The organism is Clostridium fallax, from assembly GCF_900129365.1.
GTDB classification, from domain to species: domain Bacteria; phylum Bacillota; class Clostridia; order Clostridiales; family Clostridiaceae; genus Clostridium_AH; species Clostridium_AH fallax.
Window position 1 is genome coordinate 1 of the sequence record NZ_FQVM01000007.1, and the last position, 15,094, is coordinate 15,094.

Consider the following 15,094-nt stretch of genomic DNA (forward strand, 5'->3'; position numbering starts at 1 on the left):
TTTATTTAAAGATATGAAAGTTAATGATTTAAGTGATATAAATAAAATAAGCTTACTTGTATTAAGTAAGCTTATTTTATTTATATTTATTTTAAGTTCTGTAGTTAATATGGATTATTATAAATTATGCCTAATTAATAATAAAATAAAATGCAATACATGTCTTTATTTATTAAATACTTTTAGTTAAATTTAAATCTAAAATATTTTACTTATCTATCATTTAATGTATTTTAGTATATTAACTCTCTTTTTATTTATAATTTTCTATATTAAAGTAATTTTTAAAAGCTATTACTTTAATCTCAATATCCTAATACATTATTTTTTCATTTAATATTATAATTTATCATATACTTAAATTATTTTGTTGCTTCTTTCAATAGTCTTATATATCTTTTCATTTCTTCTATATCATTTTGTCTATTCATAATTGCACTTCCAACAAAAACTCCATCAGCACCAGCATCTTTTGCCATTTTTATATCTTCAGGTGTTGATATTCCAACTCCACAATAAACAGGATTTTTTAATCCTGATTCTCTTAAATAATTAATACAATCTTTTAATGTTTCATAACCTTCTTTTGGTTTACAATTTGTTGGTTTTCCTTGCATATAAGTAAAACCATTTGAATTCTTTGCTATTTCTATCTCTCTCTTATCTAAAAAATATTGAACATAACAAGATATTTTTATTCCATTATCTATTAATTTTTTCTTTACACTTTCATCTTCTATTCCCACTAATATCATATCCATAGTATTATTTTCTTTACAAAAATCAACATATTTTTCTACTCCAATTTTTCTAATTGTGTGATCATAAGCTAATAATATTAACGGAATTTGTGGATACAGTTTTCTTAATGTTTTTATTCCTTCAAAATATTTATCATAATCTGAACAAGACTCTAAAGCTTTTTTCATTCTTCCTGAAATTAACTCACTATCTAAAAATGCATTATCCGTTGGAAAATCACATTCTATCATATCACATCCTGATTCTATATAATGTTTTGCCATTTCTAAACTTTTATCAATACTTGGATATCCAAAAGATAAATAACTAATTAACTTTGTACTCATTTTTATTTCTCCTTTATTCTTAGATCTATTTTTATTATTTTTAAACATATATTTCTTTTACTAATTCTTTCATCTCATCTAAAGTTGGAATTATTGGATTAGTCTTAGTACATCCATCTTTAATTGCAATTTTTGAAAATTCTTCAATGTTCTTATTGTACTCATAGTCATTATTTATAAGACCTTTAACACCTTTTGGAATTCCAATATTTTCATTTAACTTAAATATAAAATCTTCCAGATTATCTATTTCTAATTCTTTTTCTATATCTGAATAAATTTTTAATGCTCTTTTATCTTGTTTGTTAAATTTAATTACATAAGGTAATACAATAGCATCTCCTACTCCATGAGGTATTCTATAATAACTTCCAAGAGTATGTGCAATACTGTGAACTATTCCTAAGGACACATTAGTAAATGCTAATCCAGCTACCATAGATGCATTTTGCATTATTTCTCTATATTCAAGATTATCTGCCTGTTCATAAGCTTTTGGAAGAAACTTTATTATATCTTTTATAGCTTGTTTAGCTAAAATATCTGATAAATAATTTGCTCTAGTTGATACTAGTGCTTCCATTGCATGGGTTAATGCATCCATTCCAGTTTCTGCTGTAATTTTCTTTGGCATAGAAATAGTTATTCCTGGTTCTAATAGCGCAATATCAGGCATCATTTCCATATCTCCTATACCACATTTCCTATGAGTATCATCTTCTGTAATAACAATTGATCTACTAACTTCACTGGCACTTCCACTTGTTGTTGGTATAGATATCATCTTCGCTTTCTTTCTTAATTCAGGAACTTTATTTGGACTCATAACATCACTTAAAGTTTTTAATTCTGGATGCTCATAGAAAATCCACATAGCTTTTGCAGCATCCATAGCTGATCCTCCACCTAATCCAATTATCCAATCTGGATTAAATTCTGTCATAAATTCTGCACCCTTTAATACTGTTGAAAAATATGGGTCTGGTTCTACGCCTTTAAAAACTTTTGACTCTATATTAGCTTCTTTTAAATTATTTGTAATCTTATCAAGATAGCCATTTCTTTCAACACTTCCTCCACTTATTACTATTACAGCCTTTTTACCCTTTATTGTTTTTAAATAATCAAGAGCACCTTCTCCAAATACTAGATTATCTCCTGCTAATTTCATTGGTCTCATTTTCATAATATTTCACCTTTAACCTTTCATCTATTATAAATTTTCTATAATTTCTTTTGCTTTATTTAAATCCACTTCGTTCCAAACATTGTTATCTACTTTTATGCTTGTGCCAATTATTGCTCCATTTGCAATATTCATTTGTTCTCTTATATTATCCTTATTTGTTCCACTTCCTGTTAAAACTGGAATACTAACAACATTTTTAACTCTTTTAATCATTTCAATTGGGGTTTCTTCACCGGTTTGAGTTCCAGTAACTATTAATGCATCTGCACCACAGCTCTCAGCAACCCTTGCAGATTCTTCTATAGGTATATTAGAAATTAGCATATGTGAATGTTTAACTTGAATATCTGCAAATATATTAACTTCCTCAGCTTCAATTTGTTTCCTATATTGAAGTGCTTTTGTTGCACATGGTGTTACTATTCCTCCAAAATATTCAACTGTATCAATAAATACTGGTATTCTTATAAAATCTGCTCCAGCTGCCTTTGCTATTGCGAGTCCACTTTTATAATCATTAAAAGCTGCATCTATACCAACTGGAATATTTACTTCACGTTTAATAACAGCTGTTGCAGCTGCAAGAGCTGCTGTTTGTGCTAAATCTAAATTAACTTTATATGGCATGTCTCCAAAATTTTCTACCATGATAGCACTAAATCCAGCTTCTTCTATTTTCTTTGCATCTTCAATCCCCTTTTCTATAATACTTTTCATATCACCTTTAAATCCAACTGTTCCTGGAAGTGCTTTAAGATGTACCATTCCTATTACAAAAGATTTATCTTCTTTGAATAAATTCACATTCATTTTCTAATTCTCCTTACTATCTAAAATAACTATTCCATCTAATACAACTTTAACTAAGTCCTCTTCAGCCTTTGTTCTAGCATCACCTTTTAAGTAATCCTTTAGATTTTCTAAAACTGTAGTTATTGTTACGACACAACCTTTAATACCCATTAAGTTTGTTAATGTAAGAAGTGTTGCTGACTCCATATCAATTCCAACTATGTTGTAATTTTTAACTTCATTAATTCTTTTATTTAAATCTCTTCCCATTTGTTTTGATAATCTTGATTCCTTCATTTCAACATAGAATCCATCTAAACTACACATAGGTTTATTTACATATTTAAGATTATTTTTAGTTACGCTTTCATTCATAATACTTACTAATTCAAAATCAGCAACGGCAGGATAGGATTCTCTTACATAAGATTTACTAGTACCATCATCTCTCATTACAGCATTAGGTATTATAAATTTACCAAGCAAATTATCTTGAAGTCCCATAACAGTTCCAAGCCTTACTGCCACTTCCATACCACATGTATACATTTCTTCTATTGCAATAGCTGCAGATGGTCCTCCAATTCCTGTTGAAGTAACTGTTATATCTACTCCTTTATATTTTCCTGTAAATGTATTAAATTCTCTATTTACTGCTATTTCCTTAACATCTTCTAAATGTTTAACAACTTGTTTTACCCTACCTGGATCTCCAGAAAATATTACATACTTTGAAATATCCTTCTTACTAGCTTGTAAATATAAAGTTTTTTCCATATTTAAATCCTCCAATTATTTTCCTATATAATTTTTCTTATATCTTTCTTCATATTCTTTTATAGTTGGTATCCTCCCTAAACATCCCATATCTTCAATTATGAAAGATGACGCTACAGCCCCATACTTTGCACATTCAATATAACTTTTTTCTTTAGTAAGACCATATAAAAACCCTGTTATATATGCATCTCCAACACCAGTAGTATCTATAATCTTATCCGGAACTGCTATATTTATATTTTCTTTTTTTATTTTTCCATCTTCTAAATAATAAACTTCACTGCCATCTGAACCTTTTGTTATTATAACTACTTCTGCACTGCCATCTTTAAAAAGTTCATCTATACTTTCTAAGTCAAATTTACTTTCTATTTCTTTTCTTTCTCCTTCATTAGCAAATATTATATGGCTTCCATATAATAATTCTTTTAAAAATTCAAAAGGAAAGGCATTAAAGTCACATTTCATTCCTGCTACTATTTTGTTCCCAGCTTTTTTGGCACATTTCATAAAATCCCAATTTTCTTCTAAGCAACCAACTGTAATTACTGCATATTTAGATTTTGAAAATATACTTTGATCTAACTTCTTATAATATTTGCTATCCATTGCACCTGGATAAAATAAAGTAATATGATTTCCATCCTTATTTTCTATAAGATAACAGTTAGATGTGTAATCATTTTCTATTACTCTTATACCTTCCAAGGGAACTTGTCCCTCTTCTAAAAAATTTTTTAATCCGACCTTTTCAAAATCACATCCTACTCTAAAGATAGGTAAAGCTTTAATTCCTAATTTTGATGCCAAATATACTATATTAGTTGAACATCCTCCATAATGAACCTGTGCATTATCTTTATTATGTATTAATGATGTTATTCCAAATGTTGGATTATCACTAACTTTTATTATTCTATCTAAACTTGGATAACCTGAAACTATAACATCATAATATTTATTCATTCTTTTCCTCTCCCTTTATAACTTCATTTAAATCATCAAGAGTAATTACATTACCAAAATATTTATCTATATCCTGTAAATGTACTTCATTTATGTTGATGTCATTTGTAGCAACACAATCTCTTATAACAAAAGTGTTATATTCTAAATAATAAGAATCATGTACTGATGCCCTTATACAGCAATTTGTTTTAGTTCCCACAAATATTACATTCTTAATTCCATGTTCTCTTAAAACTAAATCTAAATCAGTTCCATAAAAGGCACTATATCTTCTTTTTCTAATTATAAAATCCTTATCATAATTAATATGTAAATCTTTTATCATTTCATCTCCACCAGTACCATGTATACAATTTTTTCTACCTCTTAAAAGAGCTGTATCAAATTTTCCTTCTCTATGGTAATGCTGCATAAATATTATTAATCCATTATTTTCTCTACATATATCTATAGCTTTATTTACCTTCGGTATTATATTAAGATTTTCTGGATAAAAGACTGCTCCATTAGGATCTGCAAAATCATAAACCATATCAATAACTATTAATGCCCATTTATTCATCTTTATACCCCCTATAAACTATATTTTTCTTTTTATATACTCCAACTGCTGTAAGTACAACTATAATAAATAAAAATGGTATCATTTGAACAAAAGCTCCTGGAATATTTAATCCTTGTAATCTCATCTGAACTGCATCCGCTAAACCAAATAATTCCGCAAATATAAATGTTCCAATTGGTGTTCCTCTTCCACAAAATATTGCAGCTAAGGCTATAAAACCTCTTCCGTTTGTCATATTTTCTACAAACATTGTTAAATTTTCTAATGCGAGGCTAACTCCTGCAAGAGCACAAAAAACTCCACTTAGTATTACTGCACTATATTGAATTAAAGTTGTTCTTATACCAACTGACTTTACAGCTTCAATATTTTCCCCAACAGTTCTTAAATAAACGCCATATTTAGTTTTATATAAAACTACTATAACTGCTATTAAAAGTATAAAACTTACATAAACCATTGGTGTTTGATTATTTAATATAGGTCCAATAAAAGGTATACTTTCTAAGATTGGTATATTAATAGGTTTTATTCCAACTATAGCTGAATCTGAAAATACTCCTCTTCTATTGAAGGCAACTTGTAATATAAATGATGTAATTCCAAGGGCTAAAATATTTATAGCAAGTCCTGTTACTATGTGATTACTTTTAAGAGTTATTGCAAAAAAGGACATTATTAATGCAAAAATTATTGAAATTGCTATTGCAATAACTATGGCTAGTCCAATATTTCCAGTTAAATAAGAGGTTATTACTCCTGCAAAGGCTCCCATAAGCATCATTCCTTCAAGAGCTATATTTAAAACTCCTGCTCTATGGGTAAACACTCCACCAAGAGCCACAAGCACAATAGGAGTAGCCATTCTTAATGTTCCATGTAATATATTTATTAAAGTATCCATTTAAACATCACCTCCTACTTTTACATTTGGTGTCTTTACTTTTTCACAACATGCTATATTATTTAATTGTAATTTTCTTTTATATTTTTTAATTATTTTTGTTTTTATTGCTAAATAGTTAAGTGCTAAAAAGAATATTATTAAGCCTTGAATTATTTCTACTATACTTCTAGGTACACCAACTATTAGCTCTAAAGAACTACCTCCATTTTTTAATATTCCAAAAAATAATGATGCAATTAATACTCCAATTGGATTATTAGCACTTAAAAGAGCTATTGTCATTCCATCCCAACCATATCCAGGTGAAAATTCACTAATAAATCTATGATGAACTCCTAATATTTCTCCAGCTCCAGCAAGTCCAGCTAATGCTCCACTAATTAACATTACATATATTATCTTTCTAGAAGTCCTCATACCTGTTGCTTCTGCGAAATTCATATTTCTTCCAATTGCATCAATTTCATAACCTAGTTTTGTTTTTCTATATATTAAATAAATAACTGCCACAGCTATTAAAGCAATTATGAAAGAAAAATTTAATTGATTCTTATCTACAAGCCTTGGCAAAACTGCCGTTTTTTCTATCTCTGTTGTAGCTGCAAATCCCACTCCTTCAGCCTTAAATGGAAATGATGCAAGATATGTTGTAAATAATATTGCAACATAATTTAACATTATAGTAACAACCATTTCATTAACTTTAAAAAAGGCTCTTAACACTGCTGGTATTAACGCAAATAAACATGCGAAAATCATTCCAAATGCCAAACATACTAATATATGAACTAAAGTTGGCAGTCCTTTAAAGGTAAATCCTGCATATGCAGCTGCAAAAGCTCCCATATATAGCTGCCCTTCAACTCCCATATTAAATATGTTTGCTTTAAAAGCTATTGCAGTAGCTAATCCTGTAAAAATAAGAGGTGTTGCCGCAAATAATGTATTAAGTATTGCTGATTTACTTCCTAATGCACCTTTAAACATCGCCATATATGCTAAAATCGGATTATTTCCACTTATGGCTATAAATACTCCTCCAACAATAAAAGCTAGAATAACAGGCATACAAGCACATATTAAAATATTTAATATCTCTTTTTTACTTTTCATTCATAACACTTCCCTTTTTATTAATTCCAGTCATCATAAGCCCCAACTCTTCTTTGCTAGTTTCTGAAGTCTTTACTTCACCTATTATTTTTCCTTTATACATTACAATGATTCTGTCACTTAAATTCATAATTTCTGAAAGCTCTGAAGAGATTAAAAGTACTGCTTTCCCCCTATCCCTCATATTTATAATTTGGTTATGAATAAACTCTATAGAACCAATGTCTACACCTCTTGTTGGTTGACTTGCAAGTAAAATATCTGGATTTGCTGCTATTTCTCTTGCAATTATTACTTTTTGCGCATTTCCTCCAGATAATGTTCCAACATCACAATCATAATTACCAACTCTAATATCAAATTTTTCAACCATATTTTCATAGTTTTCTTTTATATACTTATGGTTCATAATTCCCTTTATAGTAACTGGTTTATTCATATGATAGCCTGCAACTAAATTTTGTGATATACTCATAGATTTGCATAAACCATGGGCATATCTATCTTCTGGAACTACAGCAAGTTTTCTTCTTCTAAGTTCATCTGGCCACATATTTGTAACATCCTCATTATTTAGATAAACATGTCCTTTAGTTACCTTTGTAAGACCTGAAAGTATTGAAGCAAGCTCTGATTGTCCATTTCCTTCAACTCCTGCTACTCCAAGAATTTCTCCAGCCCTAACGCTAAAACTTAAATCGTTTACAACAGTTATATCTCTTTCATCTTTAGTAGATATATTTTTAACCCTTAATACTTCTTTAGTTACCCTTGACTTTTTATTATTAATAACAAAATCTACATTCCTACCGACCATAGCTTTTGCAATATCTTTTTCACTTATGTCCTTAGTTAAAAATTCACCTACAATCTCTCCACGCCTTATTACTGTTATACTATCTGAAATTTTCTTAACTTCTGAAAGTTTATGAGTTATTATAATTATTGTTTTTCCTTCTTCCTTTAATTTCTTAAGGTTAATTAAAAGTTCTTCTACTTCTTGCGGAGTTAAAACAGCTGTTGGCTCATCTAAAATTAATATATCAATATCCCTATAAAGCATCTTTAATATTTCTACTCTTTGTTGAACACCAACAGAAACATCTCTTATTTTATCTGTTGGATTAAGATCAAATCCATGCTTTTCTACTAAATCTTCAATTATTTTAATTTCTTTCTTCTTATTTATTAAGCCTTTATTTACAATCTCAGCACCTAATAATATATTTTCATATATAGCAAAGCTTGGAACTAATTTAAAATGTTGATGCACCATTCCTATTCCCTTTGCTATTGCATCTTTAGGAGATTTAAAATTAACTTTTTCTCCTTTATAAAGTATTTTTCCTTCACTAGGTTCTAATAATCCAAAAAGCATATTCATTAAAGTTGATTTTCCAGCCCCATTTTCTCCAACAATTGCTTTTATTTCTCCTTTTTTTACCTTTAAATTAATGTTTTTATTTGCATAAAATTCTCCAAATTTTTTACTAAGGTTAACTGTTTCTATTACATTCATAATGACACCTCCTTATTACTTGCATAACAAACTATCTATTTTGCTATTCCTGTAACATCTGTAACCTTTATTTCCTTGTTATTTATTTTCTCTCTTATATTTTCAATTTTCTCTAAATCTTTAGGATTTATTTTATCCTTAGTATATTTCATTTCACTTATTTGAGCTCCTCCATCTTTCATAGACATATAAAGAATTTTATTTCCCTCTAAAGTTTCTTCCTTTAACTTTTCTGCTATTTTATAAAATGAATTATCAACTCTCTTCATTACACTTGTTAATACAAATCCTTCTGCAATATAATCTTGATCTGAATCTACCCCTACTGCAAATACACCTTTATCTTTACAAGCTGCAATTACGCCTTCTCCAGTACCACCTGCTGCATGAAAGATAATATCTGCTCCTTTATCAATTTGAGCTAATGTTAGTTCCTTTCCCTTTGATGGGTCTGCAAAACTATTTGCATATCCTTTTAAAATTTTAATATTAGGATTTACATATTTCGCTCCTTCTTCATAACCTTTATAAAATTTCTCAATACCAGGTGATTCAATTCCTCCAACGAAACCAATAATATTTTCTTTATTCATCCCTTTAATATTTGTGTCATTAGTAACTAAAGCAGATAATGCTCCTGCTAAAAATGCTGCTTCATGTTCTCCAAAAACTATAGAAACTATGTTATCCCCTTCTACAATTTGATTTAAAACAACAAATTTAGTATTAGGATAATCTGGTGCTATTTTTTTTACTATATCAGCATGTCCATATTCTAAAGTAGCAACAACATTATAGCCAGTTTTAGCCAGTTCTCTTAAATACTTTTCTCCTTCTGCAATATCTTTAGGTTCAACTATTTTATAATCTACTCCAAGTTCATCCTTAGCCCTCTTTAACCCTTCTTGTCCTGAATCATTAAAAGATCTATCACCAAGTCCTCCTGAACTAGTAATCATTGCTACTTTATATTTACTAGAACTATTGGAAGTGCTACTGGAACTACATCCAGAAATCCCAAGCAACAAAAAAAGAACACTGATACTAATAGCAATTAATTTTTTAGTCATTATAAAACCCCCTATATAAAATTTATAATATTATTATTTATAAATTTCTATATTTGAAAAGTTAAACCAAATATTGTCTATTAGTTATAAAATGTTCTATACTAATTCTTTAAATAATTTATTAATATTTAAAGAAAATTTTATTTTATTTTTCAATAAATATATTAAAAGACTATATTTTCTTTTAATTTTATGTTATTATATAATTTGGTTCATAGATCATTTTTAAAGTTGTTTTGTGGTGATTCAAACTCTATTTTTGATTTTATGGACCTCTTTTTTTAACTAATAGATAGTATTTACATTGTAACTAATCAAATATATATTTATCTGTATTGTTCTAAATAAAATTTGCAAATATTTGTTGCATAGGCACTTTCAAAGTACTCTAAAACAAATTCTTCACCATCCTTCTTACCATATACTTCTCCAGTAAAATATAATAGCGGTTGATTATCTTCAATATTTAAATTTTTTGATATATATCCATGACTTAATACTGCTTCTATTGTTCTATTAGCTTTAATTATTGTTATATTAAACTCCGTTTCTAATATTTTATAGAGAGAATTTTGAGATAAATCATATTCTTCAACACCTTTAATATTTTCATACTTCATATAGGAAGTTGTAATATTAATTGGTTCTCCATCCCCTAAAAATACTCTTACAATTTTTAATACTTTCTCTCCTTCATGTATTTCTAAATGATTTGCTATCTTTTTATTTGCTGTTATAATTTTCTTTTCTAATTGTTTTATCGTTGCCTTTCTGCCTATTTTTGTAATATCTTCTGTACAACTTGTAAGTTTTACCAGTCCCTGTTTAATATTACTTTTTTTCACATAAGTTCCTTTGCCTTGTATCTTGTATAAATATCCCTTGGAAACTAGCTCTTCTATAGCTTTTCTAACTGTTATTCTACTTACCTTATACATTTCTATAAGTTCTCGTTCAGCAGGTATATTTTTTCCAGGCACAAGCTCTTCATTTTCAATTTGCCTTATTATATCCTCCATTATTGTGTAATATTTAGGATATTTTGTATCAATCATAGCTATCCCTCCTAAATGATATTACATCATATTATTATGTTGTCATGACTAGTTGATAATTTTATTGTATCTAAATTTTCACAAAATATCAACAACTTTATGAAAATGTTTACTTGAAATTTGTTAATAATCTGTGAATTAAAAATTTATCCTTTACTTTTATAATTACTGTATGAATTATTTTAATTTTTAAAAATAAATTTATATATTTTATAATATATTGATATTAATTACATAATTGAAGATATAGGGGTATCACCAATATAGAACTTCTTTAGCCTTATCTTCCCACCTAGCAGTAGACTTAAATATAGTCTTATTTGATCATAATTTACCATGTAACTAAAGACTTTTATATTAAAATTCTTACTTGTATTTACCAATATATCAGCAACACCATTATATTAAGGAATTTCTATAACTAATTCTCCTTGCTTTTATTGACTTTCTTTTGAACCTAGATATTCTAATCACTTCCATCTACTTTTGTTAGTTTCTTTCCAACTTCATGTAACTTTAACTTATCTCAAGTCCAAGTTTCATCAGAATAAAGTATGTTAGCTTCATCAAACATCTTTTTGTTATACCATAGATAAAGTAATTTAATTATGGAATTAGAATGTAAAGGTAGAATTACATCTTATAGAAATATTACAATTTTTAGGGGGAAACCTCTTGAGGTAAAAGAATTTTTAAAAGAAAACAAAATAGAAAAAGGCATTGTATTATCATAATTTATTAATAGTCTATATAGGATTACAATATTATAATTATTGGTTCATAATATTCGTATATTTAGCATTATAGGTGGCCAATACCACCAATAATTTTTATTTGGCTATATTCCAGCACTATATTAAAACATAGCTTAAACAAAAGATAAACACTAGGTATTATCTATACCTAGTGTTTTAAATATTTAATAATTTAAATTACTTTATTTATGATTTTCTTTTCATAAAAATTCATCTACTATTCTTTTTTATTTTTGCTTTAAGAATATTCAGTAAATTATAAATGTACTTGAAAATCTATTTTATCCCTTATAAACTTATATATAATATTTCTATCGATATTTAAAATATTATAATTATTTATAAAAGATTTATTTACTAAACTAATTATTAATAATTTTCAGCTCTAACTTCAAAAAATCCTTTAGCATAATTACATACAGGACAAACATCTGGAGCTTTTTTACCAATAACAAGGTATCCACAATTTAAACATTCCCACATAGTTTCTTCTGATTTTTCAAATACTTTTTGCATTTCTATATTATTTAAAAGTTTTCTATATCTATCTTCATGAGATTTTTCTATTTTAGCGACTTGTATAAATTTTTCTGATAAATCGAAGAAACCTTCTTCCTCTGCCTCTTTTGCAAATCTAGCATACATATCTGACCATTCATAGTGCTCTCCTTCTGCTGCATGTAATAAGTTCTCCTTATTATCTCCTAAGTACCCTAATTCTTTAAACCACAACTTAGAATGTTCTCTTTCATTTCCAGCTGTTTTTAAAAATAATTGATAGATTTGTTCATATCCTTCATTTTTAGCTACATCAGCAAAGAATGTATATTTATTTCTGGCTATTGATTCTCCAGCTAATGCATCCATTAAGTTCTTTTCTGTTTTTGTTCCTTTATATTTGTTAGCATTCTCACTAATTGATGATTTTTCTTCAACCTTTACAAATACTGAAGCTGGACTTTTACAAATTGGACATATAAATCCTTCTGGTAACTCTCCCTCGTGTATGTAACCACAAACTGTACAACGGTATTTAACTAATTCACTCATTTCTTCTCCTCCTAAATCTTTACTTCTATCCAAATAAATTGTATGTAACATTTCCTCTGCTAAATTACTTAAAGGCTTTCCATAAAAATCTTCATACAATTTTTTGATTTCATAATTTTCATAACTTACTCTAACCTTCATACTTGAGTCTCTTTTATATAACCCATTTATGCGTTTTTCCCTAAGCTTGTCACCTTTAAATTCAATATCCTTTGGTTGTCCACCACCACCAATACATCCTCCTGGACAAGTCATAACCTCAATAAAATGATATTGTTTATTTTCATTTTTCATCTTTGAAATAAATTTTGAAGCATTTTTAGTTCCATAAATAACGGCTATGTTAATCTCTAAGTCATTAATCTTAAAGCTAGCTTCACGAACTCCCTCCATTCCTCTAACAGTTTCTAAATCATAAAATAACTTTGGTGGATCCTCTTTAGTTATGTATTTATATGCAGTTCGAAGAGCAGCTTCCATAACACCTCCAGTATTTGCAAAAATAACACCAGCACCTGAGGCTTCTCCCATTAATTTATCAAAACTACTATCTTCTAAAGAATTAAAATCTATTCCTTTTTCCTTAGCCCAAATAGCTAATTCCCTAGTCGTTATAACATAATCCATATCTCTCATATTATCTATACCATAATATTTTCCAGATGCATTCATCTCTTCTCTTTTAATTTCAAATTTTTTAGCTGTACATGGAGTTAATGCTACATTTACAATTTTAGATGGATCAATCCTCATCTTTTTTGCAAAATAAGTCTTTATTGTAGGACCTTGCATACCAATGGGACTCTTTGAAGTTGAAATATGCTCTAATATTTCAGGATGAAATGTTTCTGCATACTTTATCCAGGCAGGACAACAACTAGTAAATTGAGGTAATGGTTTATTCTTGTTTACTATACGATCTACTAATTCACTTGCTTCTTCCACTATTGTTAAATCTGCTGCAAAATTGGTATCAAGTACATAATTAACGCCTAATTTACGAAGTAAAGTAATCATTTTTCCCTCAACAAAACTACCATCTTCCATATTAAATTCTTCACCTAAAGATATCCTAACAGCTGGGGAAGTAGAAACTATAACTATCTTATCCTTATCAGTTATTGCCTTCTGAACCTTTCTATAGTCAAAAATCTCTGTAATACTGGATGTAGGACAAACATTTGCACATTGACCACAATTAATACAAACAGCAACATCATCAGTCTTTTCTAATGAATAATGTCCATTTACTCCTATATAGTCTGTACATATATTTTTGCAACTACTACACTTTATACATTTATCTTCATCTCTACAAATTGACGGGTTATCCTTTTCAATAGCTACACGAATATCTGTAGATAAATGCTTGCTCATTGATCTTCCTCCTAATATTTAAATTTAAACTCTATTTAGATAGTATTGATTTACAATTAAATTTAAGTTAGGTATAAAAAATATCTCAAAATTAATTTTCAAATAAATATATCTTAGATTTTATTTATAACTTATAGTTGATAATACTCCCTGAACCATATTTTTTCAATTTATATAATTAATTACTATTATCTATTTTATATATATTTATTAAAATTTTTCTAAAAATCTAACAACACTCTTAACATTTTTCTAATATATAGTATTTTTAGATAAAATCTTTCTTATTTCGTAAATAATTTATTAAAAACTATCTAAAAGATATATTGTGTAAAAAATGAGCAAAAATATAAATTATTATAGTAATCTTATTTATGTAAGAAATAAACTTAGTAAATCTAAGAGCTAATATGGCATTTCAAAAGCAACACTTAGTGGCTAGATAAAATATATTAAGACATAATGATATATGAGAATGAAGTCATTACATTAAAAGAAGTTAAGACTTTAAAAAAAGAAATGGAAAGAATAAAATAGAAAAATTATGGATATATTTGCAACAAAAAATTAGATTAAATAACAGAATTTATATATAGTAATAAAAGCAACAATGATTTTCTGCTCTCCAACACTTAATAAATATATTTTTTCATTGATATCGTAATCATAATTAATTTTTCTAGTAAGTAAAATTAAAATACCTTATAAAACTATGTTTATATAAAATTTATACTAAAGAGAAATTCAATATTTCTATAATAAATGTTATCCCTAAAAAGACTGTAAAATTTTTAAAACAATCTTCAAAAAACTTTTATTAGTTAAATTTTTAGGCTTTTCTATTTCTATTATTCTCAATATTTTT

14 protein-coding genes are annotated in these 15,094 nt (G+C 27.6%); 2 read left to right on the top strand and 12 right to left on the bottom strand.

What is annotated here, in order from left to right; genetic code table 11:
* Positions 1 to 190 (top strand): hypothetical protein (locus BUA70_RS13185; protein WP_208974712.1); only part of this gene is annotated, 190 nt, incomplete at its 5' end.
* A gap of 172 nt (positions 191 to 362) precedes the next feature.
* Here BUA70_RS13185 and trpA read toward each other — a convergent pair.
* The 11 genes from trpA to BUA70_RS05155 form a co-directional block, all read right to left on the bottom strand.
* Positions 363 to 1,088 carry a tryptophan synthase subunit alpha gene (gene trpA, locus BUA70_RS05105; protein WP_072894566.1) on the bottom strand — a complete coding sequence of 242 codons (726 nt, stop codon included), beginning with the start codon at positions 1,086 to 1,088 and terminating at the stop codon, positions 363 to 365.
* Positions 1,089 to 1,128: 40 nt separating this feature from the next.
* Complete coding sequence (locus BUA70_RS05110; protein WP_341457264.1) at positions 1,129 to 2,274, bottom strand: iron-containing alcohol dehydrogenase; 1,146 nt, start codon at positions 2,272 to 2,274, stop codon at positions 1,129 to 1,131.
* Positions 2,275 to 2,301: 27 nt separating this feature from the next.
* Entirely contained in the window at positions 2,302 to 3,087 is a 786-nt protein-coding gene (locus tag BUA70_RS05115; protein ID WP_072894203.1) for a BtpA/SgcQ family protein, read from the bottom strand.
* 3 nt (positions 3,088 to 3,090) lie between these two features.
* Positions 3,091 to 3,846 carry a nucleoside phosphorylase gene (locus BUA70_RS05120; protein WP_072894206.1) on the bottom strand — a complete coding sequence of 252 codons (756 nt, stop codon included), beginning with the start codon at positions 3,844 to 3,846 and terminating at the stop codon, positions 3,091 to 3,093.
* Positions 3,847 to 3,861: 15 nt separating this feature from the next.
* Positions 3,862 to 4,815 carry a carbohydrate kinase family protein gene (locus BUA70_RS05125; protein WP_072894209.1) on the bottom strand — a complete coding sequence of 318 codons (954 nt, stop codon included), beginning with the start codon at positions 4,813 to 4,815 and terminating at the stop codon, positions 3,862 to 3,864.
* Positions 4,808 to 5,380 carry a cysteine hydrolase family protein gene (locus tag BUA70_RS05130; protein ID WP_072894213.1) on the bottom strand — a complete coding sequence of 191 codons (573 nt, stop codon included), beginning with the start codon at positions 5,378 to 5,380 and terminating at the stop codon, positions 4,808 to 4,810. Before BUA70_RS05130 ends, BUA70_RS05125 begins: the two co-directional genes overlap by 8 nt.
* Positions 5,373 to 6,287 carry an ABC transporter permease gene (locus BUA70_RS05135; protein ID WP_072894215.1) on the bottom strand — a complete coding sequence of 305 codons (915 nt, stop codon included), beginning with the start codon at positions 6,285 to 6,287 and terminating at the stop codon, positions 5,373 to 5,375. The genes BUA70_RS05130 and BUA70_RS05135 overlap by 8 nt, the downstream gene beginning before the upstream one ends.
* Positions 6,288 to 7,403: an ABC transporter permease gene (locus BUA70_RS05140; RefSeq protein WP_072894217.1), complete on the bottom strand. Its 1,116-nt coding sequence runs from the start codon at positions 7,401 to 7,403 to the stop codon at positions 6,288 to 6,290.
* Positions 7,393 to 8,922 (bottom strand): ABC transporter ATP-binding protein, encoded by a 1,530-nt coding sequence (locus BUA70_RS05145; RefSeq protein ID WP_072894220.1) that lies wholly within the window; start codon positions 8,920 to 8,922, stop codon positions 7,393 to 7,395. Before BUA70_RS05145 ends, BUA70_RS05140 begins: the two co-directional genes overlap by 11 nt.
* 35 nt (positions 8,923 to 8,957) lie before the next feature.
* Positions 8,958 to 9,992, bottom strand: a complete 1,035-nt coding sequence (locus BUA70_RS05150) for a BMP family lipoprotein (protein WP_072894224.1) — start codon at positions 9,990 to 9,992, stop codon at positions 8,958 to 8,960.
* Between the two features lie 326 nt (positions 9,993 to 10,318).
* Positions 10,319 to 11,047 (bottom strand): GntR family transcriptional regulator, encoded by a 729-nt coding sequence (locus tag BUA70_RS05155; protein ID WP_072894226.1) that lies wholly within the window; start codon positions 11,045 to 11,047, stop codon positions 10,319 to 10,321.
* Positions 11,048 to 11,655: 608 nt separating this feature from the next.
* Here BUA70_RS05155 and BUA70_RS13270 point away from each other — a divergent pair.
* A complete protein-coding gene (locus BUA70_RS13270) occupies positions 11,656 to 11,781 on the top strand; it encodes a hypothetical protein (protein ID WP_278337198.1) in 126 nt (41 codons plus the stop codon).
* Between the two features lie 390 nt (positions 11,782 to 12,171).
* Here the strand turns inward: BUA70_RS13270 and rbr are convergent, their stop codons facing one another.
* Positions 12,172 to 14,229 carry a rubrerythrin gene (gene rbr / locus BUA70_RS05160; protein ID WP_072894229.1) on the bottom strand — a complete coding sequence of 686 codons (2,058 nt, stop codon included), beginning with the start codon at positions 14,227 to 14,229 and terminating at the stop codon, positions 12,172 to 12,174.
* Between the last annotated feature and the right edge of the window lie 865 nt (positions 14,230 to 15,094).

What these genes read in the sequence shown, in the direction of transcription:
- trpA (WP_072894566.1), bottom strand. Translation starts at nt 1,088, where the DNA reads ATGAGTACAAAGTTAATTAGTTATTTATCTTTTGGATATCCAAGTATT.
- BUA70_RS05110 (WP_341457264.1), bottom strand. Translation starts at nt 2,274, where the DNA reads ATGAAAATGAGACCAATGAAATTAGCAGGAGATAATCTAGTATTTGGA.
- BUA70_RS05115 (WP_072894203.1), bottom strand. Translation starts at nt 3,087, where the DNA reads ATGAATGTGAATTTATTCAAAGAAGATAAATCTTTTGTAATAGGAATG.
- BUA70_RS05120 (WP_072894206.1), bottom strand. Translation starts at nt 3,846, where the DNA reads ATGGAAAAAACTTTATATTTACAAGCTAGTAAGAAGGATATTTCAAAG.
- BUA70_RS05125 (WP_072894209.1), bottom strand. Translation starts at nt 4,815, where the DNA reads ATGAATAAATATTATGATGTTATAGTTTCAGGTTATCCAAGTTTAGAT.
- BUA70_RS05130 (WP_072894213.1), bottom strand. Translation starts at nt 5,380, where the DNA reads ATGAATAAATGGGCATTAATAGTTATTGATATGGTTTATGATTTTGCA.
- BUA70_RS05135 (WP_072894215.1), bottom strand. Translation starts at nt 6,287, where the DNA reads ATGGATACTTTAATAAATATATTACATGGAACATTAAGAATGGCTACT.
- BUA70_RS05140 (WP_072894217.1), bottom strand. Translation starts at nt 7,403, where the DNA reads ATGAAAAGTAAAAAAGAGATATTAAATATTTTAATATGTGCTTGTATG.
- BUA70_RS05145 (WP_072894220.1), bottom strand. Translation starts at nt 8,922, where the DNA reads ATGAATGTAATAGAAACAGTTAACCTTAGTAAAAAATTTGGAGAATTT.
- BUA70_RS05150 (WP_072894224.1), bottom strand. Translation starts at nt 9,992, where the DNA reads ATGACTAAAAAATTAATTGCTATTAGTATCAGTGTTCTTTTTTTGTTG.
- BUA70_RS05155 (WP_072894226.1), bottom strand. Translation starts at nt 11,047, where the DNA reads ATGATTGATACAAAATATCCTAAATATTACACAATAATGGAGGATATA.
- BUA70_RS13270 (WP_278337198.1), top strand. Translation starts at nt 11,656, where the DNA reads ATGGAATTAGAATGTAAAGGTAGAATTACATCTTATAGAAATATTACA.
- rbr (WP_072894229.1), bottom strand. Translation starts at nt 14,229, where the DNA reads ATGAGCAAGCATTTATCTACAGATATTCGTGTAGCTATTGAAAAGGAT.